At 55.6% G+C, this 24,010-nt stretch carries 24 protein-coding genes; 15 read left to right on the top strand and 9 right to left on the bottom strand.

Going from position 1 to position 24,010, the window contains the following annotated elements:
* The first annotated feature begins 51 nt into the window (after positions 1–51).
* From ACILP4_RS06905 to infC, 4 genes are all read left to right on the top strand, one after another.
* Positions 52–2,742, top strand: coding sequence for a valine--tRNA ligase (locus ACILP4_RS06905; RefSeq protein ID WP_395620002.1), 2,691 nt, complete (start codon positions 52–54; stop codon positions 2,740–2,742).
* A gap of 91 nt (positions 2,743–2,833) precedes the next feature.
* Complete coding sequence (locus ACILP4_RS06900) at positions 2,834–4,189, top strand: MATE family efflux transporter (RefSeq protein ID WP_395620001.1); 1,356 nt, start codon at positions 2,834–2,836, stop codon at positions 4,187–4,189.
* 42 nt (positions 4,190–4,231) lie between these two features.
* Entirely contained in the window at positions 4,232–6,346 is a 2,115-nt protein-coding gene (locus tag ACILP4_RS06895; RefSeq protein WP_395620000.1) for a protein-disulfide reductase DsbD family protein, read from the top strand.
* Positions 6,347–6,536: 190 nt separating this feature from the next.
* Positions 6,537–7,055: a translation initiation factor IF-3 gene (gene infC, locus ACILP4_RS06890; RefSeq protein ID WP_125231149.1), complete on the top strand. Its 519-nt coding sequence runs from the start codon at positions 6,537–6,539 to the stop codon at positions 7,053–7,055.
* 7 nt (positions 7,056–7,062) lie between these two features.
* Here infC and ACILP4_RS06885 read toward each other — a convergent pair whose 3' ends face one another.
* The 9 genes from ACILP4_RS06885 to coxB are packed head-to-tail and all read right to left on the bottom strand — an operon-like array spanning position 7,063 to position 14,147.
* Positions 7,063–7,818, bottom strand: coding sequence for a sulfite exporter TauE/SafE family protein (locus tag ACILP4_RS06885; protein WP_395619999.1), 756 nt, complete (start codon positions 7,816–7,818; stop codon positions 7,063–7,065).
* A complete protein-coding gene (locus tag ACILP4_RS06880) occupies positions 7,815–8,396 on the bottom strand; it encodes an SURF1 family protein (RefSeq protein WP_395619998.1) in 582 nt (193 codons plus the stop codon). Before ACILP4_RS06880 ends, ACILP4_RS06885 begins: the two co-directional genes overlap by 4 nt.
* Entirely contained in the window at positions 8,393–8,779 is a 387-nt protein-coding gene (locus ACILP4_RS06875; RefSeq protein WP_395619997.1) for a DUF983 domain-containing protein, read from the bottom strand. The genes ACILP4_RS06880 and ACILP4_RS06875 overlap by 4 nt, the downstream gene beginning before the upstream one ends.
* Positions 8,780–9,667 (bottom strand): cytochrome c oxidase subunit 3, encoded by an 888-nt coding sequence (locus tag ACILP4_RS06870; RefSeq protein ID WP_395619996.1) that lies wholly within the window; start codon positions 9,665–9,667, stop codon positions 8,780–8,782.
* 37 nt (positions 9,668–9,704) lie between these two features.
* Positions 9,705–10,271, bottom strand: coding sequence for a cytochrome c oxidase assembly protein (locus ACILP4_RS06865; RefSeq protein ID WP_395619995.1), 567 nt, complete (start codon positions 10,269–10,271; stop codon positions 9,705–9,707).
* Positions 10,271–10,426, bottom strand: a complete 156-nt coding sequence (locus tag ACILP4_RS06860; protein ID WP_395619994.1) for a hypothetical protein — start codon at positions 10,424–10,426, stop codon at positions 10,271–10,273. Before ACILP4_RS06860 ends, ACILP4_RS06865 begins: the two co-directional genes overlap by 1 nt.
* On the bottom strand, positions 10,423–11,328 hold the full coding sequence (locus ACILP4_RS06855) for a heme o synthase (protein ID WP_395619993.1): 906 nt from the start codon (positions 11,326–11,328) through the stop codon (positions 10,423–10,425). The genes ACILP4_RS06860 and ACILP4_RS06855 overlap by 4 nt, the downstream gene beginning before the upstream one ends.
* A 48-nt stretch (positions 11,329–11,376) precedes the next feature.
* A complete protein-coding gene (gene ctaD, locus ACILP4_RS06850) occupies positions 11,377–13,044 on the bottom strand; it encodes a cytochrome c oxidase subunit I (RefSeq protein WP_395619992.1) in 1,668 nt (555 codons plus the stop codon).
* A 14-nt stretch (positions 13,045–13,058) separates the two neighbouring features.
* A complete protein-coding gene (coxB, locus tag ACILP4_RS06845; protein ID WP_395619991.1) occupies positions 13,059–14,147 on the bottom strand; it encodes a cytochrome c oxidase subunit II in 1,089 nt (362 codons plus the stop codon).
* A 228-nt stretch (positions 14,148–14,375) separates the two neighbouring features.
* Between coxB and pyrE the strand changes: the two genes are divergently transcribed.
* From pyrE to ACILP4_RS06790, 11 genes are all read left to right on the top strand, one after another.
* On the top strand, positions 14,376–14,957 hold the full coding sequence (gene pyrE, locus ACILP4_RS06840) for an orotate phosphoribosyltransferase (protein ID WP_395619990.1): 582 nt from the start codon (positions 14,376–14,378) through the stop codon (positions 14,955–14,957).
* The gene (locus tag ACILP4_RS06835) at positions 14,954–15,697 is read left to right on the top strand and encodes a pyridoxine 5'-phosphate synthase (protein WP_395619989.1); all 744 of its coding nucleotides are present in this window, start codon (positions 14,954–14,956) and stop codon (positions 15,695–15,697) included. The genes pyrE and ACILP4_RS06835 overlap by 4 nt, the downstream gene beginning before the upstream one ends.
* The gene (gene acpS, locus ACILP4_RS06830; protein WP_395619988.1) at positions 15,694–16,104 is read left to right on the top strand and encodes a holo-ACP synthase; all 411 of its coding nucleotides are present in this window, start codon (positions 15,694–15,696) and stop codon (positions 16,102–16,104) included. Before ACILP4_RS06835 ends, acpS begins: the two co-directional genes overlap by 4 nt.
* Entirely contained in the window at positions 16,101–17,045 is a 945-nt protein-coding gene (gene lepB / locus ACILP4_RS06825; protein WP_395619987.1) for a signal peptidase I, read from the top strand. The genes acpS and lepB overlap by 4 nt, the downstream gene beginning before the upstream one ends.
* A complete protein-coding gene (locus ACILP4_RS06820) occupies positions 17,038–18,165 on the top strand; it encodes an AI-2E family transporter (protein ID WP_395619986.1) in 1,128 nt (375 codons plus the stop codon). Before lepB ends, ACILP4_RS06820 begins: the two co-directional genes overlap by 8 nt.
* Complete coding sequence (locus ACILP4_RS06815; RefSeq protein WP_395619985.1) at positions 18,134–18,445, top strand: hypothetical protein; 312 nt, start codon at positions 18,134–18,136, stop codon at positions 18,443–18,445. The genes ACILP4_RS06820 and ACILP4_RS06815 overlap by 32 nt, the downstream gene beginning before the upstream one ends.
* 41 nt (positions 18,446–18,486) lie before the next feature.
* Entirely contained in the window at positions 18,487–20,298 is a 1,812-nt protein-coding gene (locus tag ACILP4_RS06810; protein ID WP_395619984.1) for an ABCB family ABC transporter ATP-binding protein/permease, read from the top strand.
* 81 nt (positions 20,299–20,379) lie between these two features.
* Positions 20,380–22,146: a DNA helicase RecQ gene (gene recQ, locus ACILP4_RS06805; protein ID WP_395619983.1), complete on the top strand. Its 1,767-nt coding sequence runs from the start codon at positions 20,380–20,382 to the stop codon at positions 22,144–22,146.
* A gap of 106 nt (positions 22,147–22,252) precedes the next feature.
* Positions 22,253–22,684: a TIGR01244 family sulfur transferase gene (locus ACILP4_RS06800; protein ID WP_395619982.1), complete on the top strand. Its 432-nt coding sequence runs from the start codon at positions 22,253–22,255 to the stop codon at positions 22,682–22,684.
* Positions 22,681–23,097, top strand: coding sequence for a hypothetical protein (locus ACILP4_RS06795; protein WP_395619981.1), 417 nt, complete (start codon positions 22,681–22,683; stop codon positions 23,095–23,097). Before ACILP4_RS06800 ends, ACILP4_RS06795 begins: the two co-directional genes overlap by 4 nt.
* A complete protein-coding gene (locus ACILP4_RS06790) occupies positions 23,090–24,001 on the top strand; it encodes a sterol desaturase family protein (protein ID WP_395619980.1) in 912 nt (303 codons plus the stop codon). Before ACILP4_RS06795 ends, ACILP4_RS06790 begins: the two co-directional genes overlap by 8 nt.
* The last annotated feature ends 9 nt before the right edge of the window (positions 24,002–24,010 follow it).

Here is a 24,010-nt window from a genome sequence, read left to right as displayed (position 1 = left end):
ACGCGCCGGGAGGGTTTCCCTTTCCGGCTAGGCTCGTTATGGCACGAAGCCATGACTATCGATAAGACTTTCGACCCCGCCGTGATTGAGGCGAAATGGTATGCGCATTGGGAATCCACGGGCGCATTTCGTCCCAATCGTCCCAATGCAGAGCCCTACACAATCGTAAACCCGCCGCCCAATGTGACGGGCAGCTTGCACATCGGCCATGCGCTCGACAATACCTTGCAGGATATACTGATCCGCCACGCTCGTTTGCAGGGCAAGGATGCGTTATGGGTGGTGGGCACGGACCATGCGGGCATTGCGACACAGATGGTCGTCGAACGGCAGTTAAATGCGCGGCAGCAAAAGCGCACCGATTTCACCCGCGACGAATTTGTCGCCAAGGTGTGGGAATGGAAGGCGGAAAGCGGCGGCGAGATTACCGGCCAGTTACGCCGCCTCGGCTGCTCGATGGATTGGGAGAATGAACGCTTTACCATGGATGAAGGCTTTTCAAAGGCCGTCATCAAGGTGTTTGTTGAGCTTTACAACCAAGGCCTGCTGTACCGCGACAAGCGCCTCGTCAACTGGGATCCCGGCCTGAAAACGGCGATTTCGGATCTTGAGGTTGAAACGCGCGAGATCAACGGCAAATTCTGGCATTTCAAATATCCGTTGGAAGATGGCGGCGGATACATAAGTGTCGCCACCACACGGCCCGAAACAATGCTGGCCGACATGGCAGTTGCGGTGAACCCGTCGGATGAACGTTACGCGCATCTGGTGGGCAAAAATGTCCTTTTGCCGATCACCGGCCGCTTGATCCCGATTGTTACCGACGAGCATGCTGACCCTGAATTGGGTTCGGGCGCTGTGAAAATCACACCGGGACATGATTTCAACGACTTTGAGGTCGGCAAGCGCGCCGGTTTCAAGGCGAGCGACATGTTCAACATGCTCGATGGCGAAGGCCGCGTCGTGCAAACTGCCGATGGGCTTATTCCGGCAGAATATATCGGGCAATATCGCTTTGGCATTGAAGGCGAGCCGACCAATGCGCGCAAGATGGTGGTTGAGGCGATGGACGCCTTGGGCCTTCTCGAAAAAGTCGAAGACCGCGTCATCCAAACACCCTTTGGCGACAGGTCGAACCAAGTGATTGAGCCATGGTTGACCGACCAATGGTATGTGGACGCCGAAACATTGGCTAAGCCCGCCATCGAAGCCGCGCGCAAAGGCAAGGCCAATGGCGGTTTCGACATCGTGCCGAAGTCTTGGGAAAAAACCTATTTCAACTGGATGGAAAATATCCAGCCATGGTGCGTCAGCCGCCAATTATGGTGGGGGCACCAAATACCGGCGTGGTTTGCTGCCGATGGCACATGCTATGTTGCCGAAACCGAAGAGGCCGCGCAAGCACTTGCGGGTGCTGGTGTCGAACTGACGCGCGACCCTGACGTCCTCGACACATGGTTCTCGTCCGCGCTTTGGCCCTTTGGAACTTTGGGTTGGCCGGACGAAAGCGATGCACTCAACCGCCATTACCCCAATGATGTGCTGATTTCCGGTTTCGACATATTGTTTTTCTGGGATGCGCGGATGGCGATGCAGGGCATTCACTTCATGAAAGAAGTGCCTTGGAAAACGCTCTATCTGCACGGCCTTGTCCGCGCAGCAGATGGCAGCAAAATGTCCAAGTCAAAGGGCAATACGGTCGATCCGCTTGGGCTGATTGACGCATATGGCGCGGATGCCTTGCGCTTCTTCATGGCCGCGATGGAAAGCCAGGGCCGCGACATCAAAATGGATGAAAGCCGCGTTGCCGGCTATCGTAACTTTGCAACCAAGCTCTGGAACGCCGCACGCTTTGCGCAATCCAATGGCATAAGCGGGTCGCACAACGTACAAGCGCCTAAGGCGGAATTGGCAGTCAACCGCTGGATCATTGGCGAAGTTGTCAGCACCGTTGAAAAACTGAATAAGGCCTTCGCTGAGTTTCGTTTCGACGGCATGGCCGATGTGCTGTATCACATGGTTTTCGACCAGTTTTGTGACTGGTATCTCGAACTGATCAAGCCAGCTTTCGTCGACGGTGAAAAAGGCGAAATGGATGAAGAGTCCAAAATCGTCGCAGGCTGGGTGCTCGACCAGATTTTGGTGATGCTCCACCCCTTCATGCCGTTCATTACCGAGGAATTATGGCACGCTTTGTCCGACGCAGATCATCCTCGCGCGTCTGACATCATCCACGCGAAGTGGCCGGAGCTAAATGCCACGGTTGATGCAGAGGCAGTGGCCGAGATCAATTGGGTCATCGACACGATCAGTAAAACCCGTTCGTTCAAGGCGGAATTGAACATAGCGCCGGGCACGCGCCTGATCGCCAATATCGCGGGCCCACAGCCGTCGACAATCTCCGTCATCGAACTTCAAGGCGCTGCTTTGTCGCGTCTCGGTCGCATTGATGCCTTTGCTTATGCGCCCGTTGAAACCAATAATGTCGCGCAAATTGTCGTGGGCGAAGACACCATTGTATTCGCACTCGACGGCGTCATCGACCTTGACGCCGAACGCAGCCGGATCACCAAGGCCATTGAGGCCGCCACCAAAGAGCGTGATGCGCTCGCTGGTCGCCTGTCCAATGCCGCCTTCGTGGAAAAGGCAAAGCCCGAAGCGGTGGAAAAGGCGCGCGCGGATCATGCCGAGAAAGCTGCGGAAGCCGAACAGCTGACCGCGGCACTAAAGCGGTTAGGGTGACTGCCGTCCGGACCAATAATAGCGAAGGTATTGCGTCATAGTTGCGCCCGCCCATCAACGCGACCTGACCATTGGTCCAGTAGCGAAGACTTTGTTTCTATTCGCCCTGCCCTCGCTTGGGGTGAACATTCTCCAGTCGCTGAACCATTCGGTCAATTCGGTATGGATTGGTCAATTTTTGGGTGAAGAGGCGCTAGCTGCATCGGCCAATGCGGGGCTCATCATGTTTTTGATGTTCTCCACTTTGTTCGGCTTCACCATGGCAACGACCATATTGATTGGTCAGAATATGGGCCGGCGTGACGTGGAATCTGTCCGCCGCATCATGGGCACCGCATTCGGCATTTTCCTTGCGGCGGGCCTTGTCACGGCGGCGGCGGGCTGGATCTTTGCACCACAAATGCTGCGCCTGATGGCAACGCCAGAATCGGTCTATCCGCTGGCGCTTGCTTATTTGCGTGTCATCTTCCTGTCGATGCCAGCCTCTTTCGTGATGGTGCTTGTGTCATCGTCGCTGCGCGGCGTGGGGGATTCGGTTACGCCATTTTGGAACACGGTGTTGAACGTGGTTCTCGACATCATCTTGAACCCGATTTTCATCTTGGGCTTCGGCCCAATACCCGCGATGGGCATTGCCGGATCGGCGCTGGCAACCATCCTGGCTGGGGTGATCAGCCTCGGCCTATTGCTGCGCAAGGTCTATGCGCGAGACCTGACTATTCGCCTGCGCGGGCCTGAACTAAAATGGCTTCGGCCCGATGCGCGGTTCTTGAAACCGATTGCGCGCATGGGCCTGCCTATGGGCCTGTCGATGATCATCATGTCGGGCTCTGCTGTGGTGATGATTGGCCTCGTCAACCGTGAAGGCGTTAATACAACTGCGGCATTTGGCGTGATGAATCAGCTTTGGAGCTATGTGCAAATGCCAGCGGTCGCCGTCGGCAGCGCCGTCAGCGCCATGGTTGCGCAAAATATCGGTGCCAATAAATGGGACCGCGTTGGCCGCGTTGTATGGTCAGGAATTGGCATCAACCTGCTACTGGCAGGTGTACTCATCTTACTCATGACTGTATTCGCTGCGCCTTTGCTTGGCCTGTTTTTACCCATGGGCAGCCCCGCCATCGATATTGCGATTCACATTAACCATGTCATTGGGTGGACCTTCGTCCTGATGGGGGTGTCGGTTGTCGTGACCTTTGCGGTGCGTGCGAATGGCGCCGTGCTTGCTCCTCTGCTCATTCTGATATTCAGCGCAGTTTTGGTGCGTTTCAGCATTGGTTTTGGTTTACATGACCGTTTCGGTGCGGATGCCATTTGGGGGTCATTTGTTGCGACTGCGATTACATCCTGCATTCTATCAATTGGATATTATCTGCATGGCGGATGGAAAAAGGCAAAGGCGATGCCATCTATGGGTGCAGGCCCAGTGCAACTGGGGTCTGAATAATCCGCTGTCCTACACATAGGGCATTGTGCCATTGAGAATAGCATGAACCGCAACGTCACCCTGTCGTCAGAATCAACTAGGTCCAAGCGCATAATGTTGCGGTTGTGTGAGTTTCTGCTGACGCTTTTTGTGACGACTGGCATGGCGCATGCGCAAGTGCCCGCCGCGGCCGCGCCGCAATATGTCCGCGCGTCGATGGAGATAGAAACACGCAGCCCCGCACCCGGCGATATCGTGACAGTCGCGATTGTCATGGATCCGAAGCCCGGCTGGCATGATTATTGGGTGAACCCAGGTGATGCCGGAACGCCGCTTGAGCTGGCATGGCAGCTGCCCGCTGGCATTCATGCTGGTCCGCTTCGTGCGCCCGTGCCTGACACGTTGATCGTCAGCGGTTTCATGAACCATATTTACAAGTCCAAGCATGCTTTTCTGGTGGATCTGAAAATCCCGGATAGCGCGATTGTTGGGCAGAATTTGGCTATCAAAGTCGACGCGCGCTGGTCGGCCTGCTCCGATCTGGTCTGCGTACCCGAAAGCGCGACATTGTCGGTGCCCATCACGGTGGGCGCAGGGTCGATTGGTAAGTCCGACCGCGCAGGTTTCGATGCGTGGCGTAGTGCATTACCGGTGCCGCTGGACCGGAAGGCGCGATATACCATTCAGGGCAACCGCATTGATATCGCCATCCCCTATCCGCGCAGCGCCGATGCAGACCGGGTCTGGTTCTTCGCCCAAAGCGAAAATCTGTTCCGCTATGCCGCCCCGCAATCGGCGCGACGGACCGGTGACTGGTTGATTGTCAGCAGTGAAGTGAAAGAGCCCTTTGCCGGAGAGATTGAGGGCCTATTGCGTTTCAACGATGCGCAGGGACTTGATGTGCGTGCTTCGCCCGGCGATATTCCAACGGGCGGTGCGGCTATATCCGTTTTGGGTAAAGGCGCAGCGATTGAGGGGCAAGAAACGCCGCTTAGCTTTGGCTGGATATTGGCCTTTTCGGTGCTTGGTGGCTTGCTCCTGAACCTCATGCCTTGCGTATTCCCGATATTGGGATTGAAAGCTTTGAGCCTTGCCAAAATGGGCGGGGATGAACGCGAAGCGCGGCGTGATGCCGTTGCGTATACCGTCGGCATCGTCCTGAGCTGCCTTGTTCTGGGCGGCATCATGCTGGCCTTGCGCACGGCAGGCGAAGAGGTGGGCTGGGCATTCCAGTTACAGGATCCCGCCATTGTGTTGCTGCTGCTATTGCTCATGATTGCGGTCACCGCAAATCTGGCTGGCCTATTTGAAATCGGCGGCATCGGCGCAGGCGAGAAATTGACGCGCAAGGGCGGCATGTCAGGCTCATTCTGGACGGGCGTGCTGGCAGCTGTTGTCGCTACGCCCTGCACCGGCCCATTCATGGCGGCGGCGATGGGGGCGGCCTTGCTGTTGCCAGCGACCTTGGCATTGTTGATTTTTGCAGGGCTTGGCTTTGGTCTTGCTTTGCCCTTCCTGGCCATTGCGTTCATCCCGCTTTTGCGCAAACGCATGCCCCGCCCTGGTCCGTGGATGATCCGCTTCCGTCAGTGGATGGCTGTCCCCATGGCGCTCACGTCATTGGCCTTGTTATGGCTGCTATATCAGCTGGCGGGTTTCAGCGGCTTGCTCATTGGCGGCACGGCCGCGCTCATCTTATTGTCACGGCTGTTTGAACTTGGCCGGAAACAAAAAGCCGGGTCGCCCCGCAAAATTGTGGTTGCCGCCATATTAGGTATCACAGTCGCAGCTGCGCTGATCATCGACAATGTCCCCATATTGGCGCCTGCCCCGCAGCCGATGAAAAATGGTAGCTTGGCCTTTGATGAAGAGCAGCTGGCCGCATTGCGCGCAGAGGGTAAGCCTGTATTTCTTTACTTTACCGCCGACTGGTGCGTGACGTGCAAAGTGAATGAGAAGGCCGCAATCGATCGCACAGAAACCAGCGCGGCCTTTGCCAGAGCAGGTATCCAGACGATGGTGGGCGATTACACGCGCAGAGATCCGGATATCACGCGCTTTTTGGCAAAGCATGGCCGTTCAGGTGTGCCATTATATGTATATTATCCACCGAACGCCGACGCCCGCTTATTGCCGCAAATCTTGACCGTGGACGACCTGACGGCGCTTTCAGAATAAAAGCCTAACCAAATTTGATGCCTTGAAATTGCGTTCGTTGGCCCTCCCCCAGCGACTTTTGCGCCACAAACGGCAACAAAAGCAGGAGTTACGCCGCTAAAGCCTTTATCTGCAGACAAATTGGCTGTATTGGCGTTGCCGAACATCACAAGGAGTATCGACTATCGCCACCCCGCCTACCCGGCGCGCTATGACCCCACCTGTTAAAAGTGGACCGCGCTACAATAATCTAATCACCGTTGAAAAAGTACGGGTCATTGATGATGACGGCGAGAATCTGGGTGTCATGTATACCCGCGAGGCGATAGCGCAGGCTGCGGAAGTTGGGCTCGATCTGGTGGAAGTTTCCCCGAACGCTGATCCCCCCGTGTGCAAATTCCTGGACATCGGCAAGTTCAAATATGAGGCCCAGAAAAAGGCCAATTTGGCGCGTAAGAGCCAGAAAACCCAGGAAATCAAAGAAATTAAGATGCGTCCCAACATCGATGACCATGATTATATGGTCAAGATGAAGAAGGTCGCCGAATTCATCGAAGAAGGTGACAAGGTCAAGATCACACTGCGTTTCCGTGGCCGTGAATTGGCGCACCAACAATTGGGTATGCAGCTGCTGCAACGGGTTCAGGCCGATACGACCGAGACCGCAAAAATTGAAGCACATCCCCGTATGGAAGGTCGCCAGATGCTGATGGTGCTGTCGCCCAAATAGGGCGCAGTCACCAGATGGCTTGCCGAATCAGTTCGGCGCCGATGATGACCATTAACAGATTTATGATGACGTTGAATCGCGCGGGCGAAACGCGTTTGACCAGCCGTACACCCGCCAATGTACTCAATATGGCGAGCGGCAGGAATATTGCTGTCAACGTCATATTCTGCACGTTGAACTGACCCAAAGCGGCATAAGCGGGCACTTTAAACCAGTTGATAATGGCAAAGAATATCGACGAGGTGCCGATGAACACCAGATGCGGGAAATTGCGCGACAACGCCCAAATCTGAAACGGTGGTCCGCCAGCATGGGCGATCTGGCTCGTGAAACCCGCAATGCCTCCCATGATCGTTCCGATCCACTCGGGTGCAGGGCCAGAGAGCTTCACTGGGCGGCCAAGCAGTGGCAGTAGGCGATAGGTGCCAAAGGCCAAGGCAATGACGCCCACAAAGCCGCGCACGGCGTCTGCGGGGATGACAGAGGCGAGATACCAGGCCAAAAATATCCCCACTACCGCGCCAGGTAAGGTGAGCAGCAAGGTGCGCGCGTCATAACTGCGCCGGAATGCCCAGACGCTGACAATATCTTGAACCATCAAAATGGGTAACAACATCCCTGCGGCGGCCACAGGATCCATGACCAGCGCCAGCAACGGGATGGCGGCCGCGCCTAGCCCTGCAAAGCCGCCCTTGGCAAGCCCCACCAGGATGACGGCGGCGCCAGCAACACAATAAAACAGAATATCCGTCGGTAGGATCAAGACGCTTTGGTGCGCTTTCGAAGCGCCAATAAATAGATGATGGTCGCCGCCGCGGCAAAAATAAACCACTGTATGGCATAAAGCAGGTGGTTATTGGGAATCTGGCGTGGCGAAGGCTCGGCTAATATCTCTAAACCATCAACCGCGTCTGTTGAAACAAGCTTTATGTGCTGCGTTCCGTGTGGCGCGACAATACCTTCTACGGGACCGCCACCCCAACTGGGTGATTGCGGCCGTTCAGACCAGCCAAAGGCCACTTTGGCATCTGGGCCTTCTACTTCGCTGGTCCGGCAAGACGCGATATGGGCAAAGCCTGCTTTACCGGCAGCATTGGAACCCGATACTGTCTCAATCTTCACCACGCGCGCGCAAAGGAGGCTGGAACGACGAAATAGCGGCAATGCTGCAGGGTCAGGATCCGTTGGCCATATAACGGCTGGTAATCCCACCGCCGATTCATAGCGCGACAGCAATGCGTCTTTCTGTTCCTTGCGTTGTAACTGCCAGATACCAAGGCCAATCATCGTGGCAACGGCAAGGGCGACCAATAAAGTTGGAATGACGGGCAGACGGTTCATAGCAAATCACTCTTTCCAGCTTCGCGCGCACGGTTGCGATGTTCCGCAGACAAAAGCCCAGCCTTCGCCATACGTAAGGTTACCACCGTAAGCGCCGCCGTAAACGGCACCCAAATGATAACATGCACCCAAAAGGGTGGACGGAAAGCTGAATCGACCACCAACGCCAATATGATAATCAACGTGCCAATGCCCATAGTGAGCAATGCGGCTGGTCCATCGCCGACATTATAGCTGCTGATATCAAGTCCGCAGTTCGGGCATGTGTCCGCAAACTGGCCAAGCCCCGCAAACAGGGTTTTACTGCCACATTGGGGGCAGAGACCAAAAAGGGCAGCCTTAGCAATGCTGGGCTGCCCTTCTGTGGATTGTTCTGGCGTCATTTACGCGTGGACTGGTGCGCCCCAGCCACCCCAGATGTAAATGGCGATGAAGAGGAAGAGCCAGACAACGTCAACAAAATGCCAATACCAAGCGGCAGCCTCAAAACCGAAATGCTGCTTTGGCGTGAAATGGCCTTTGTAAGTACGCGCAAGGCACACGATCAAGAAGATCGTACCCACAATGACGTGAAAACCATGGAAGCCTGTCGCCATGTAAAAGGCGGTTCCATAGTTCAATCCGCCAAATGGAAACGGCGCTACGGCATATTCATAAGCCTGAATGCAGCTGAACAACAGGCCGAGCAAAATGGTCAGCCAAAGGCCCTTTTTCAGACCTTCGCGATCGCCATGGATCAGCGCATGGTGCGCCCAAGTCACGGTGGTACCCGAGCACAACAGGATCAACGTGTTGAGCAATGGAAGCTTCATCGCATCGAGAACTTCCAAACCCTTTGGTGGCCACTGCATCAACGCCGCGGCACCCTCTTGGCCGATAAGGTTAGTCACCGTAAACGCGTGCGTTTCAGGGTCGATGACGAGTTCCAGCGGCACCGGGAACAAGGCATAATCAAACCAAGCCCAGAACCAGCCAACGAAGAACATGACTTCGGACGCAATGAACATGATCATGCCGTAGCGCAGGTGCAATTGCACGACAGGCGTATGATCACCCGATTGCGCCTCATTTACGACATCCGCCCACCAGGCGTAGAAAGTGTAGAGAACAGCAATCAAGCCTGCGCCGAAAATCAAGCTGCCATAAGCAAACTGTTCGGGATGCATCCACATCACCAAGCCAAAGAACATCGTCAGGGCCGCAAACGAACCGAGCAGCGGCGTAATGCTTGGCGGCAAAATATGATAATCGTGATTCTTGGCACCCGCCATGGTCAATTCCCTGTAGTCTTATCGATTAACAAATGTCTTAGCTGCCGTTCGCCGTCGGGTCCACTATGTTTGGCTTCTCGACTGGGTAGAAAGTGTAGCTAAGGGTGATTTCTTCAATATCCTTGGTTTCCGGGTCGGTCATAATTTTTGGATCGACATAGAATAGAACCGGCATGCGGACCTGTTCACCGGGCTTCAGCGTCTGTTCCGTGAAGCAGAAGCACTGAATCTTATTGAAATACTGACCTGCAAGCGCTGGCGTCACGTTGAACGTGGCAGTGCCAGTGACTGGCTCATTGGAAAGATTCTTCGCAAGGTAGATCGACATATCCTTTGCGCCGATACTGACCGTGTCAGTCGGGCGCTCAGGTTTGAATTCCCAAGGCAGGCCGCCGCGCTGATTAGCATCAAAGCGCACCACGATCGTTTTGTTGGAAACCGGAACGGTAGCAGCCTGTGCAGCATCAACGCGCATGGTAGTGCCGCCAAAACCCGTAACCTGACAGAATAAACGGTATAATGGCACCGCTGCAAAGCCAACGCCGACCATTGACACTGCAAGTCCAGCAGCGAGGAAACCCGTCTTTACATTAGATACAGCCATCAGCCCCAGACTCCCACTTTCACCACGGTGATTAAGAAGAACAAGATACACAATCCAACCAAAGCAATGCCCATGACCCGCGCGCGTCCCGCCTGCCGTTTACGGATAATTGCCGTTTCTTCGGCGGTATAGGCAGTCGGCTCATTCGGGGTCATGATATTACCATCCGGTCAAAGGCGAAAATTGCAAAAAGGAGAAACAGGTAAAGGATCGAGAACGCGAAAAGTTGCTTTTCCGGTTTCATCGCGGTCGCGTCAGCCGCATCGTTTTTCCAGACGCGGTAAGCGAGACCAAGAAATACGAGGTTTAGAACAACCGCGGCTACGCCATAGACCCAGCCTGTTTCAGCCAAAGCGAAGGGCAAGATCGCCGTCGCCGCCATGGGAAAGCTGTAACCGAAAATCTGGTTACGCGTGACCCGCTGCCCCTTCACATTGGGGAGCATGGGAATTCCAGCTGCGCCGTAATCCGTTTTCATAAACAAGGCGAGCGCCCAGAAATGCGGTGGGGTCCACAAAAAGATGATCGCAAAAAGGAGAACTGGCAAAAGCGTTACATCACCCGTTACCGCCGCCCATCCAATAACCGGCGGGAATGCACCAGCCGCGCCGCCAATGACGATGTTTTGCGGCGTGTTGGGCTTCAACCAGATGGTGTAGACAATCGCGTAGAAAAAGATCGAGAAAGCCAGCAGCGCAGCGCATAACCAATTGACCGCAACGCCCATGATGCCCACCGAAAAAGCGGCAAGACCAATGCCAAAGTTCAGCGCCGCCGGCCGGTCCATCCGGCGCGCAGGCAGAGGACGACCAGCCGTCCGTGCCATTTTGGCGTCAATGTCCGCTTCGAAATATTGGTTCAACGCACCACAAGCACCCGCACCCAAGGCCAAGCAGAGTATCGCGGTAAAGCCAATCACCGGATGAATGCTGCCAGGTGCCGCCAATAACCCACAAAGCGCTGTGAACACGACAAGCGACATAACCCGCGGCTTGGTCAAAGCCCAGAAATCGCGCCACTCGGCTGGCAAAATGATGTCACGCGTTGCGGTTGTCATGCCTATTCCCAAACGTTCGAGACGTTCAAAGCGGCGAACCGCCGCCAGTTACTTAATAACCGGCAGCGTTTCGAACTGGTGATATGGTGGCGGGCTTGTCAGCGTCCACTCAAGCGTGGTCGCACCTTCACCCCAATAATTGTCTTCGGCACGGCGGCCAGCGACCAACGACCAGATGACATTGACGAAGAAAACAAGCACGCCAACGGCCATGATGGCATAGCCGAACGAAGCCACGCCGTTCCAATAAGCAAAAGCCTCTGGATAATCAGGGTAACGACGCGGCATGCCCGAATTTCCAAGGAAGTGCATCGGGAAGAACAGGACGTTCACGCCAATGAAGAATATCCAGAAGTGCAAATGACCCAGGAATTCGTTCAAGTGGCGACCCGACATCTTGCCGAACCAATAATAGAAGCCAGCAAAGAGCGAGAACACCGCACCCAGCGACAACACATAATGGAAATGGGCCACAACATAATAAGTGTCATGCAAGTTATCATCGAGACCACCATTGGCCAGAACAACGCCCGTCACGCCACCAACGGTGAACATGAAGATGAAGCCCATTGCCCAGACCATAGGTGTCTTGAAGCTAACCGAGCCGCCCCACATAGTTGCGATCCAGCTGAAGATCTTAATGCCGGTGGGCACCGCGATCACCATCGTTGCGGCGGTGAAGTACATTTTCATGTCAACACTCATGCCCGTGGTGAACATATGGTGCGCCCAGACGACAAAGCCAACGACGCCAATTGCGACCATAGCATAAGCCATGCCGAGATAGCCGAAGACTGGCTTGCGGCTGAAGGTGGCGACAATTTGGCTGATGATGCCAAAACCTGGCAAGATCATGATATACACTTCGGGATGGCCGAAGAACCAGAAGAGATGCTGATACAGCACTGGGTCACCGCCGGCAGCCGCATCAAAGAATGCGCCGCCAAAGTTGCGGTCAACCAAAAGCATAGTGATCGCCGCCGCCAATACAGGCAAAGCGAGCAATAGCAAAAATGCAGTGACCAACACCGACCAAACGAACAATGGCATTTTGTGCAAGGTCATGCCCGGCGCACGCATATTGAAAATGGTGGTGATGAAGTTGATTGCGCCCAAAATCGACGCTGCACCGGCAAGGTGAAGCGAGAAAATCGCCATGTCGACAGCGGGGCCAACCGAGCCTGATGTCGACAACGGCGCATAGACGGTCCAACCGGTTCCAGCGCCCAATCCCGTACCACCCGGCACAAAGCTCGAGCCCAACAGCATGATGAAGGCCACAACGGTCAACCAGAAGCTGACATTGTTCATGCGCGGGAACGCCATGTCAGGCGCACCGATCATCAAAGGCACAAACCAGTTACCAAAGCCGCCGATAATGGCGGGCATGACCATGAAGAAAACCATGATCAGGCCGTGGGCCGTGATTAGCACGTTCCACATGTGATAGGCTTCGTCGAGCGACGCTTCCTTGCCGGCCATCATCGATGCCCAGCCTTGCAGATATTGAATGCCAGGAGCAGCAAGCTCCATACGCATCAGGCCAGAAATCGCACCACCCACAATCCCTGCGAAAATTGCAAAAATCAGATAGAGCGTTCCGATATCTTTATGGTTGGTCGACATAAACCAACGCGCGAAAAATCCGGGTTTATGGTCTGCGTCATGATGGTCATGCGCGTGGAGGTCGGTACCTGTGGCAGCAATCGTTGTCATCCGTCTAGGCCTTCTTAATTGGTCGCAGCTGCTGCGGGTGCAGCAACGGCTTCAGTTGGGGTCGCGGTTGCAGCAGGCGCTGCAGGTGCAGGCTTTTCTTCGCCGGGCATTGATCCGCCTTGCGCCTTCACCCAAGCCGCAAATTGTGCGGGTGGAAGGGCTTCCACAACCAGCGGCATGAATGCATGGCGCGCGCCACATAGTTCGGAACATTGGCCGAAATAAACGCCGGGCTTGGTAATCGTCACCGATTTCTCATTCAAACGACCAGGCACCGCATCAAGCTTGAACCAAAGCGATGGAATGGCAAATGCGTGAATAACGTCTGCAGCAGTGGTTTGAATGCGCAAAGGCACGCCCGCAGGTACGACCATACGATTGTCGACTGCCAACAGCTTCGGTCCATCATTTTCTGTACGGAAACGTTCGCCCTTGGCGACGTCTTCTTCTTCTTTTAGCATGTTCGATATGACTTCGAACCCGCCATGGTCGGGATAAGTATACCCCCAATACCACTGATAGCCGGTTGCCTTAATGGTCACGGCCTCTGCCGGCGCTGGCTTAAATTGCTTCGCCAACAAATCGAGCGATGGGTAAGCGATACCCAACAGGATGAGCACGGGAACCAAGGTCCACACGACTTCGATAAAGGTGTTGTGTGTCGTCTTTGATGGCACTGGATTGGCGCGGCGGTTGAAACGCACGATCACCCAAAGCAAGAGGCCAAGGACAAACAAGGAGATGATGGTAATGATTGGCAGCAGGATCGCATTATTGATCCATTTTGCATATTGGCCGTTTTCGGTGAATTGCTCCTGGAAATCTATTTCCTTCGGCTTTGGCATGCCAACGCTATCTTCATAATTAGGACGCATTGGCGTGTAACCCGGCAACGACCCATCCATGGATTTTGGCGCAGCTTCGGCTGGTGCAGCCGCGTCAGCGGCGGGCGCAGCGGTCGGTGCCGCGGCAGGCGTTGCAACAACTGGCGCCGCCACTTCTTTCGTCAATGGCGCTGGTGCAGGATTCGCTGGCTGCGCCATCACCAATGACGGCATAGTCATTGCAGCGAAGACAACCAGTAATTTCTTCAACATATTCATCTACTTGGCCCCGTATCCTTGGTGCGGCGCAGGAACTTTGCGCATGTCTGGTTCACCCGTGGGTGGCCGGACTTGCGCGACCTATAGTCGCGCTAACCTGAACCCTCAAGCGGTCGATTTAATATTTTTAGCATTTAAATGCACCACTCTTCTACCTATTTGCGTTGCAATCCGTTAAACCGGACATGCAAAAGACGACATTGGCCAACAAGGAAAACTCTCCCCATCATGACTGAAGATGAAATACTGTCGGAATTCCGTAGCGTCGACGCGCTGCTTGAAGGGCATTTCTTACTATCGTCTGGCCGACATAGCGCACATTATCTGCAATGCGCACGCATGCTGATGAACCCCGAACGTGCGGGGCGCATTGCGCTGGCGATGAATCAAAAGATGCCGCGCGAGCTGCGGGCCGAGATTCAGGCGGTTATTTCGCCCGCCATGGGCGGGATCATCATCGGCCATGAAATGGGACGCGTACTTGGCGTTGATGCCATGTTTGTGGAGCGTCCCGAAGGTGTTTTTGGCTTGCGCAGGGGGTTTACACTCGCGCCGGGCACTAAAGTCCTCATGGTTGAAGATGTCGTGACCACTGGCCTGTCTTCACGCGAAGCAATTGCCGCGATCGAAGCGGCGGGCGGCGTTGTTATCGCCGCGGCGGCTGTAGTAGACCGTTCGGCGGGGGCAGTTGAGCTCGGCGTACCATTTTTCCCGCTGATTCAGCTGAACTTTCCAACCTACGCATCCGATGAACTGCCACCTGAGCTTGCTGCGACCGAAGCGGTAAAGCCGGGTAGCCGGAAATTATGACGCAAGCGCCCGTGTCGCCGCGCTTGCGCTTGGGCGTGAATATTGACCATGTAGCGACTATTCGTAATGCGCGCGGTGGGGATCATCCAGATCCGGTGCGTGCGGCACAAATCGTGGCGGCCGTCGGCGGTGACGGCATTACGGCGCATTTGCGGGAGGACCGGCGTCATATACGCGATGCCGACATCGAACGTATCATGGCCGCGACACATTTACCGCTGAACCTTGAAATGGCAGCGACCGAAGAGATGCTCGAGATCGCCTTGCGGCATAAGCCGCATGCCGCGTGCATCGTCCCTGAACGGCGCGAGGAGCGGACGACCGAGGGCGGGTTGGACGCGGCAGGGCAGCACAATCATCTTGCGCCCATAGTCACGCGGCTCACGGACGCAGGGATCCGCGTCAGCCTGTTCATTGAGCCTGATCCGCGCCAGATCGAAGCGGCAATCCGTTTGCGTGCGCCTATTGTGGAGTTCCACACGGGCAAATATGCGCATGCACAAGGTGAGGAACGCGAAATGGAGCTGCGCCGGATTGCCGATGCCGCGGCTCTCGCAGCAAAGAATGGGATCGAGCCCCATGCAGGTCATGGTCTAACTTTTGACAATGTGCAGCCTATTGCCGCTATTCCGCAATTTGCCGAACTGAACATCGGACACTATCTCATCGGTGAGGCCATTTTCATTGGTTTGGAAGAAAGTGTGCGTAAAATGCGCAACCTTATGGACCTTGCCCGATGATCATAGGCCTGGGTTCCGACCTGTGTAATATCGAACGCATCGCCAAATCGATTGAACGCTTTGGTGCGCGATTTGAAAATCGGGTTTTCACCGACGTGGAGCGCGCCAAGGCAGCGAAGCGCCCATTTACCAAAGCTGGAACCTATGCGAAGCGTTTTGCTGCCAAAGAGGCCTTTTCAAAGGCCGTTGGAACCGGTTTCAAACATGGCGTTTTTATGAAGGACATTGGCGTCGTCAATGCACCTTCAGGTGCGCCGACCCTAGCGCTTACGGGCGGCGCAAAAGCACGGCTCGACGCAATGATTCCTTCGGGCTATGAAGCCCATATTCATTTGACGCTGACGGATGATCACCCGTGGGCACAGGCATTTGTCATTATAGAGGCGTTGAGGTCGCAAAAGGCATGACCAGTTTGACCACCGACAATGATACCCAGGCAACACCGCCAACCCCTCCACCTGAAAAGCAAGGCTGGATTTCTGCAGCTTGGACCGAGTTCAAGGGCATGTTCTGGCTTCTACTGGCTGTGCTGGCCTTTCACAGCTTCATTGCGAAGCCATTTTACATCCCGTCAATCTCCATGATGCCAACCTTGCTGGTGGGGGACCGGCTGTTCGTGAGCAAATATCCTTATGGATGGAGCCATGTGTCGCCGACTATACCCAATCCTGTGGCGATATTCCGCTGGCTGGTGTTGCGCGAAGAGGTGGACGCCTTGGCGGTGCCATTGCCGGAGAGTAATACGCGCGTCTGGGGCAAGATGCCGGAGCGCGGGGACATTGTCATATTGACGCCCAAGGGCCGAAATCAGGATTGGATCAAGCGCATCATTGGCTTGCCCGGCGATACCATCGCATTGCGCGCTGGCCAGATTTTCCTGAATGGAAAGCCCGTGAAGCAGGAAGCCCAGCCAAGCCTCATTTTACCAATCGATGCCAACAACCCTTGCAATGACTATGACTTTCCGGGCGCACTGAGACGCGGTGATGATGGTGTGCTGAAGTGCCATTTGCCGATCATGCGCGAAACCCTGCCAAACGGGGTGCAATATGACACCGTTGATGCGCGTCAGCGCGATACCGATGACATGGCGCCCGTTAAAATCCCTGCCGGTCATGTTTTCCTGATGGGGGATAACCGCGATAACAGCTCCGACAGTCGCGTAGCGGCAGAACTTGGCGGCCTTGGTGGTCCGGTATCATGGGATCGCATCGGTGGCCGGGCAGAAATCATTACCTTCTCGGTCGATGGCAGCACGGGCCTTAATCCGGCAAGTTGGTTCAGTTCACTCCGCGGTGATCGCGCTGGTGACAGCTTGCGGCCTAAAAAGGTCAGCCAAGGTGAGTGATATCCCTCCTCTTGCGCAAAGCAAGCCGCGCCGGACGCGGAAAAAGCCAGCAGCGCAGCTGCATGAAAACTTTCGCGAAGAGGTAGGCCCTACTGAGCTTTACGACCCACTCATTCGTTCCGAGATAAAGCGCGCCGCCGTATGGATTGGCATGGCTAGCTTGGTTGCTGCCTTCATCTGGCTTGCGCAACCTATTCTGCTCATCATTGGAGGCATCGTTCTTGCCGCGATGTTCGACGGTGGCGCGCGGCTACTTGGCCGCATATTGCCCATTCCGCGCGGCTTCCGCCTGACCATTGTCGTGCTGGCTGTATTTGGGTTTATATATTGGACATTTGTTTTCACAGGTTCTGAACTCGCCGCACAGGCCGCAAGCCTTCAGGCTATTGTCGGAACGCAAATTGAACGGATCGGCATCCAGCTTGAGGCTGCAGGTTTCAACATTTCTGCTGAGGATGTGAAGGGCCTAGGTTCACAGATTTTAAACTCTGTGGGCCGCGTCACGGAAGCGGTATCGTCGGTTGTAGGCACAGTTACAAACCTTGCAATGATGCTCGTTCTCGGCATCTTCATTGCCGCTGAGCCCCGTATGTATGAGCGCGGGGTTGCGTGGATGTTGCCCTTGGCAGAGCGTGCGCATTTTTATGGGACCGCCGAAAAAATAGGGAGCGTCCTGCGCCGCCTCATGGCGGGTCGCCTGCTGGGCATGGCGGTTGAAGGCGTGGGCACATGGGCGCTACTCAGCCTTGGCGGCGTGCCGATGGCGGCGTTACTGGGCGTGCTCACGGGCTTGCTCGCATTCCTGCCAAATATCGGAGCGATTATATCTGGGGCGCTTATCATCCTCGTTGGATTTTCTGCCGGAGTTGATGTCGGGCTCTACGCCATTTTCGTCTATTTCGTCGTGCAGATGGTAGATGGTTATTTGATCGTCCCGATGGTCGCAAAGCGCGCGGTCGATTTGGCTCCTGCTTTAGTGCTTGGCGCACAGATACTCTTTGGCGCGTTGTTCGGCATTTTCGGGCTGGCACTGGCCGACCCCATCATCGCCATGATCAAGGTCGCGCTGGAGCGGCAATCAGAGCGCAATGAAGCACGTGGTATCCGCGAAGGACCGTGATCCCAACCCTATGTTGCTGACCATCTGCTTTCTATTGGGTATCGCCAATTTTTATATGCACAAAGCGGTGGCGGAATCTGGTCACCCTTTTGTCGAAGAAACCAAGCGTTATTTCGGCGGCCAATTTGGCCCTTATGGAAGCTATGCCATTGAACTGGCTTTGCTCATCGGCGCCCTGTGGTTGGCCAATGCAGGTTCCTTAGCGGCGTCACTCCTCTACGCCGCTTACACCGCCATAAACGGCGTTGCGAGTTGGTTGCTGCTGTCGAACAAGGCGTGATCGGGCTTTGTGCTTTTCCCTAAAATAACTATACGGCCCCTGTGCCGCCATTAGCCCCCACCAACGATGCCAAGCCAGATTTCGCCGTCATGCGGCGATTCTTGCCCTATTTATGGCCGAAGAATGAAGCGGGTTTGCGCGCCCGCATTGTCTTTGCGCTGTTGCTGGTGGTTGTCTCCAAACTCATCCAGCTCAGCATGGCATGGCTTTATGGCCAGGCTATCGACCGCATGGTGCCCGGCATGGAAGACGGCGTCGCCATCGCCGTCGCATTGGCCGCTGCTTATGCAGGCGCGCGTTTTGGCGGGGTATTATTCGACAATTTGCGCAACGTAGTATTCGAACGCGTCGGCCAGGAAGCGACGCGGCGTCTGGCCGAGAATGTCTTTAGCCATTTGCACAATCTGTCGATGCGGTTCCACATGAACCGCCGCACCGGCGCCGTTACCAAGGTAATTGAACGCGGCACCAAGAGCATCGACATCATGCTCTATTTCCTGTTGTTCAACATCGCCCCTACCTTGTTAGAGCTGTTTTTAGTCTCCGTTTATTTCAAGATTTCATTTGGCTGGGGCATGGTCATTGCCACGCTCATCATGGTCATCAGCTACATTGTGTACACGACCCTGATCACCAACTGGCGCAACAAATTGCGCGAGGAAATGAACGAACTCGACACGCAGACCGTGGCCAAGTCCGTCGACAGCCTATTAAACTATGAAACGGTCAAATATTTCAACGCAGAAAAGCGCGAGACCCGGCGTTATGCGGAGGTCGTGCGCCATTATGCCAATGCCGCGGTCAAATCGGAAAACTCACTCGCCGCGCTGAACATTGGGCAGTCGTTGATTACCAATCTGATGATGGCAGGCGCTATGGGCTATGTCGTTTGGGGTTGGTCGCGCGGGCAATTTACCACAGGCGATGTGGTCACGGTGAACACCTTGTTGGCGCAGCTTTTCCGGCCGTTAGACATGTTGGGCATGGTCTATCGCACCATTCGCCAGGGCCTGACCGATATGGCCGCAATGTTTGAACTTATCGACACGCCCGCCGAAATTACCGACAAACCAAATGCGCCTGCGCTTGCAGTTGATGGCGGCGCGGTGGTGTTTGATGATGTGTATTTCGCGTATGACACCGAACGGCAGATCCTGAATGGTGTCAGTTTCGAAATCAAACCCGGCCATACGCTCGCCGTTGTTGGCCCATCGGGCGCGGGAAAATCGACCATCGCGCGGCTGTTATATCGTTTTTACGATATTACAGGCGGCCGGATCAGCATTGATGGGCAGGATGTGCGGGATGTCACGCAATCCAGCCTGCGCAGTTCTATCGGCATCGTTCCGCAGGATACGGTGCTGTTCAACGACAGTATCGGCTACAATATCGGCTATGGCCGCGAAGGCGCCAATCAAGCAGAAATCGAAGAGGCGGCGCGTGGGGCGTCGATCCACGGCTTCATCGAATCGTTGCCCGACCAATATGCGGCCAAGGTTGGCGAGCGCGGACTGAAACTATCCGGTGGCGAAAAGCAGCGCGTGGCAATTGCCCGCACCTTGCTTAAAAATCCGCCGGTTTTGATCCTCGATGAGGCGACCAGCGCCTTGGATAGCCGAACCGAGTCAGAAATCCAGGCCACGCTGGAGCGCATTTCGGAACGCCGCACTACGATCATCATCGCGCACCGGCTCTCGACAGTGGTGAACGCGGACCAGATCATTGTGTTGGAGGCGGGCCGCGTTGCGGAGAAGGGCACACACCTTCAACTGCTGCGCAAAAATGGCCTCTATGCCGACATGTGGGCACGCCAACAAAGCGAAGCTGAGGAAGCGGTCCCTCCCGGCGCGTAAAATGTCACGCTATCCACAAGCGTGTTGAATCAAACGCATGTGGGCCCTGTCATTGATATTGCTGTCACGCTAGGGCAGGCCATGGCCACCGTCGCTCCTCCCCCCACGCCAGCCGATGTTTTGCACCGCTTGTTCGGCTTCGCTGGCTTTCGCGGGCAACAGGAACAGGTGGTTACGCGCGTTCTCGCGGGTCAACGGACTCTGGCGATCATGCCGACGGGTGCGGGCAAGTCTTTATGCTATCAATTGCCCGCAATGATCATGGACGGCACCTGCATCGTCATATCGCCGTTGATTGCTTTGATGCATGACCAGATGCGCGCGGCCGATGCCGTGGGGATTCGCGCCGCGACGCTGACTTCCGCAGACGACAATCGCGCAGAGACCATATCACGGTTCCGCGCGGGCGAACTTGACCTATTATATGTCGCACCGGAGCGGGCATCGGGCCAAGAATTCCGCAATCTATTGCGCGAGACAAAGATATCACTCTTTGCGATTGATGAGGCGCATTGTGTGTCCGAATGGGGCCATGATTTCCGGCCCGATTATCGTTTGTTGCGGCCGTTACTGGATGATTTTGCGCATGTGCCGCGCCTCGCGCTGACCGCCACCGCCGACACCCACACGCGCGATGATATTGCCGAACAATTGGGCATCGCCAAAGATGGCGTCATGGTAGCCGGTTTTGACCGTCCCAACATCCGCTACATCGCCGAAGCCGGCGCGAACAGCGGCATCGCGTCATTGGTGAAGGGGTTGCCGGGCGCTGGCATTGTCTACGCCCAAACGCGCGACCGCACCGAGAAAATCGCCGCCCAGATCGCCGAGACGGGACGAAGGGTTTTATATTATCATGCCGGTATGGAGCCTCAGACGCGTGCGCGTGCGCAGGCCGAATTTGTGTCTTCCGAAGATATGGTCATGGTCGCAACGGTCGCCTTCGGCATGGGCATCGACAAGCCTGATGTCCGCTTTGTTGTGCATGCAGGCCTACCGAAGTCCATCGAAGCTTATTATCAAGAAAGCGGCCGTGCGGGGCGCGATGGCGACCCGGCAGTTGCCCATATGCTATGGTCAGCAGGCGATTTCACCCGCGCGCGTGGGCGTTTAAGCGAGTTACCACCGGAACGGCGCGAAGCCGAATTGGCGCGCGTTGCCGCATTGTCGCATTTGGTGGAAACCCCCGGCTGCCGCCGCGCGGTGTTGCTTCGTCACTTTGGCGAAAGCCCGCCTGAAACCTGCGGGAATTGCGACAATTGCATGCACGCACCCGATGTACACGACGCGACCGAGCTGTCCCGCAAATTGCTCTCCGCCGCTTATCGGACGGGTCAAAGGTTCGGCATGGGGCATTTGGAAAAGGTCCTGACGGGGCAACAGGACGAACGGATTACGCAATTCGGGCATGATCAGCTTTCGGTGTTTGGCATAGTGAACAAGGACGAGGCGGCGATGCTGAAGCCCTTGTCGCGTGCATTGCAGGCGCGCGGCGCGCTGGTCGCTAACGAACATGGCGGTCTAAAGCTTGGCGGCGATGCTCGCATTATCATGCGCGGCGATCAAAAGATTGAGATTGCTGTGGTCAAACCCGGCAACACACCCCGCGGCGGCCGTCCCGACAACCCTATTGGCAATCCGTTGTTTGAGGCCTTGCGCGCCAAACGCCGCACGCTTGCCGAAAATGTTGGCGTGCCGCCTTATGTCATTTTCCACGACGCGACCTTGCGCGAAATGGCACTGACCCGGCCAGCCGATATCCGTGCCTTGGGCCGGATCAGCGGAGTCGGCGCGCGCAAGCTGGAGGCCTATGGCGAAGAATTTCTGTCGGTAATCGCGCAATATTAGGCCCGAAATTTATCGCTCTATTGTCCTTCCTTGTTATCGATTGCGGATTAAAATAGGACGGTTAAATTGTCGCTGGCTCAGGCGATTGTATAACGGGATTTTTCAGATGTTTCGCCAACTCACAGACCGTATCTTGGTAGCACCGCAAATTGCGCTTGGCGACGTGAAGGACGCTGCGCAAGCGGGCGTCACACTGATCATCAACAATCGTCCTGAAGATGAATCCGCCGATCAAACGCCGGGTGCAGAGATTGAGATTGCAGCGCGGGCCGCTGGGTTGGATTATGTCGCCATTCCGGTCACGCATGCAGGCTTTGCCGAATGGCAGGTGACAGCCATGGCCGATGCGTTGGCAAAAACAGACGCTAAAATCCTTGCGTATTGCCGTTCGGGCACGCGCTCGACGTTGCTTTGGGCTTTGGCGCAGGCGTCCAAAGGCGATCATCCTGCGGTGTTGGCGGAAAAGGCGGCGGACGCCGGTTATGATTTAACGCCGGTGACCGCGATGATGGACATGCTGCGCGGGCGGGCTTCGTGACAGCAGAATTGCTCAAGCTTGCGGGGTCCATCGCCGGGATTGTGTTCATCGCTTGGCTGGCGCGTTTCTGGAAGCTCGGCGGCGACGTCCGCATACGCAGCGAAGAACAAGCACGCGAAATTGCCCAAGAGACTTTATGCGGGTTCGATCCGGTGGAAATCGTCATTGATAGAGCGGGCATGGCCGCGCTACTGCGCGATGCCGACGGCAGGCATCTGCTGGTCCGCCGGCATGGCGTGCAATGGGCCGGGCGTCTTCTCGATCATCACAATGAGGCGCGCCTTGACCAGAATTTTCTGACCGTTGGCACGGGAGAAAAAACCTTTGGATCGGTGACGCTTAATCTGGGTGCGCAAGCATCGCATTGGGCCGCTGGCCTGCGCCATTTGAATATAGGACGCCCACATGCCTGAACTGTTCAACCCAATTGACTATGCCGTTCCAGCGTTCATCATTTTGATCGTTGCAGAGATGTTATGGGCAAGGCGGCGCGCGCCAGAAAAATATGAACCGCGCGATACGCTCACATCGCTCGCTTTGGGTACCGGCAGCACCGTGGCCGGCGCATTGACCGGCGCGTTGGTGTTCAGCCTTGCCATGTGGATTTACGAGAATCGTGTGTTTGAAATCGGATGGGTCTGGTGGGCATGGCCCTTATGCTTTGTGCTCGATGATCTTGCATATTATTGGGCGCATCGCTCGGGACATCGCGTGCGCTGGTTCTGGGCAAGCCATGTTAACCATCACAGTAGCCAACATTATAATCTATCGACGGCGCTACGCCAAACATGGACAGGCTTTATCGCGCTTGGCTTTATCTTCCGGATACCTTTGGCATTTCTGGGCTTTCATCCGGCGATGTTGCTGTTCGTCGGCGCGTTCAATCTTATTTATCAGTTCTGGATCCACACCGAGGCCATCTACAAATTCCCGCGCTGGATCGAATATATCATGAACACGCCCAGCCATCACCGCGTCCATCACGCAACCAACCCGCGTTATCTGGACCGCAATTACGCCGGTACCTTCATTATTTGGGACCGCATGTTCGGCACCTTTACCGAGGAAGTGGAGGGCGAAAAAATCCGCTATGGGATCGTCAAGCAATTGGGCACATTCAACCTGTTGTGGAGCGTGTTTCATGAATGGATCGGCATCGCCCAGGATTTTTGGTCCGCACCATGGCGGCATAAATTCTCCTATCTGTGGCGCCCGCCGGGCTGGAGCCATGATGGCAGCCGGGACACGTCGGACAGCATCCGTGCGCAATGGTTGGCAAGCCAGCAAACCAAAGCCGATCCAAAGGTGAACGCATAGCCTATTTAC

It is taken from the genome of Sphingorhabdus sp. (genome assembly GCF_044239045.1).
Classification (GTDB): Bacteria; Pseudomonadota; Alphaproteobacteria; order Sphingomonadales; family Sphingomonadaceae; genus Sphingorhabdus_B.
The sequence above is the reverse complement of the archived record's forward strand: the minus strand, read 5'-3'. Positions and strand labels throughout refer to the sequence as shown.

What these genes read in the sequence shown, in the direction of transcription:
- ACILP4_RS06905 (WP_395620002.1), top strand. Translation starts at nt 52, where the DNA reads ATGACTATCGATAAGACTTTCGACCCCGCCGTGATTGAGGCGAAATGG.
- ACILP4_RS06895 (WP_395620000.1), top strand. Translation starts at nt 4,232, where the DNA reads ATGAACCGCAACGTCACCCTGTCGTCAGAATCAACTAGGTCCAAGCGC.
- infC (WP_125231149.1), top strand. Translation starts at nt 6,537, where the DNA reads ATGACCCCACCTGTTAAAAGTGGACCGCGCTACAATAATCTAATCACC.
- ACILP4_RS06880 (WP_395619998.1), bottom strand. Translation starts at nt 8,396, where the DNA reads ATGAACCGTCTGCCCGTCATTCCAACTTTATTGGTCGCCCTTGCCGTT.
- ACILP4_RS06875 (WP_395619997.1), bottom strand. Translation starts at nt 8,779, where the DNA reads ATGACGCCAGAACAATCCACAGAAGGGCAGCCCAGCATTGCTAAGGCT.
- ACILP4_RS06870 (WP_395619996.1), bottom strand. Translation starts at nt 9,667, where the DNA reads ATGGCGGGTGCCAAGAATCACGATTATCATATTTTGCCGCCAAGCATT.
- ACILP4_RS06865 (WP_395619995.1), bottom strand. Translation starts at nt 10,271, where the DNA reads ATGGCTGTATCTAATGTAAAGACGGGTTTCCTCGCTGCTGGACTTGCA.
- ACILP4_RS06860 (WP_395619994.1), bottom strand. Translation starts at nt 10,426, where the DNA reads ATGACCCCGAATGAGCCGACTGCCTATACCGCCGAAGAAACGGCAATT.
- ACILP4_RS06855 (WP_395619993.1), bottom strand. Translation starts at nt 11,328, where the DNA reads ATGACAACCGCAACGCGTGACATCATTTTGCCAGCCGAGTGGCGCGAT.
- ctaD (WP_395619992.1), bottom strand. Translation starts at nt 13,044, where the DNA reads ATGACAACGATTGCTGCCACAGGTACCGACCTCCACGCGCATGACCAT.
- coxB (WP_395619991.1), bottom strand. Translation starts at nt 14,147, where the DNA reads ATGAATATGTTGAAGAAATTACTGGTTGTCTTCGCTGCAATGACTATG.
- pyrE (WP_395619990.1), top strand. Translation starts at nt 14,376, where the DNA reads ATGACTGAAGATGAAATACTGTCGGAATTCCGTAGCGTCGACGCGCTG.
- ACILP4_RS06835 (WP_395619989.1), top strand. Translation starts at nt 14,954, where the DNA reads ATGACGCAAGCGCCCGTGTCGCCGCGCTTGCGCTTGGGCGTGAATATT.
- acpS (WP_395619988.1), top strand. Translation starts at nt 15,694, where the DNA reads ATGATCATAGGCCTGGGTTCCGACCTGTGTAATATCGAACGCATCGCC.
- lepB (WP_395619987.1), top strand. Translation starts at nt 16,101, where the DNA reads ATGACCAGTTTGACCACCGACAATGATACCCAGGCAACACCGCCAACC.
- ACILP4_RS06815 (WP_395619985.1), top strand. Translation starts at nt 18,134, where the DNA reads ATGAAGCACGTGGTATCCGCGAAGGACCGTGATCCCAACCCTATGTTG.
- recQ (WP_395619983.1), top strand. Translation starts at nt 20,380, where the DNA reads ATGGCCACCGTCGCTCCTCCCCCCACGCCAGCCGATGTTTTGCACCGC.
- ACILP4_RS06800 (WP_395619982.1), top strand. Translation starts at nt 22,253, where the DNA reads ATGTTTCGCCAACTCACAGACCGTATCTTGGTAGCACCGCAAATTGCG.
- ACILP4_RS06790 (WP_395619980.1), top strand. Translation starts at nt 23,090, where the DNA reads ATGCCTGAACTGTTCAACCCAATTGACTATGCCGTTCCAGCGTTCATC.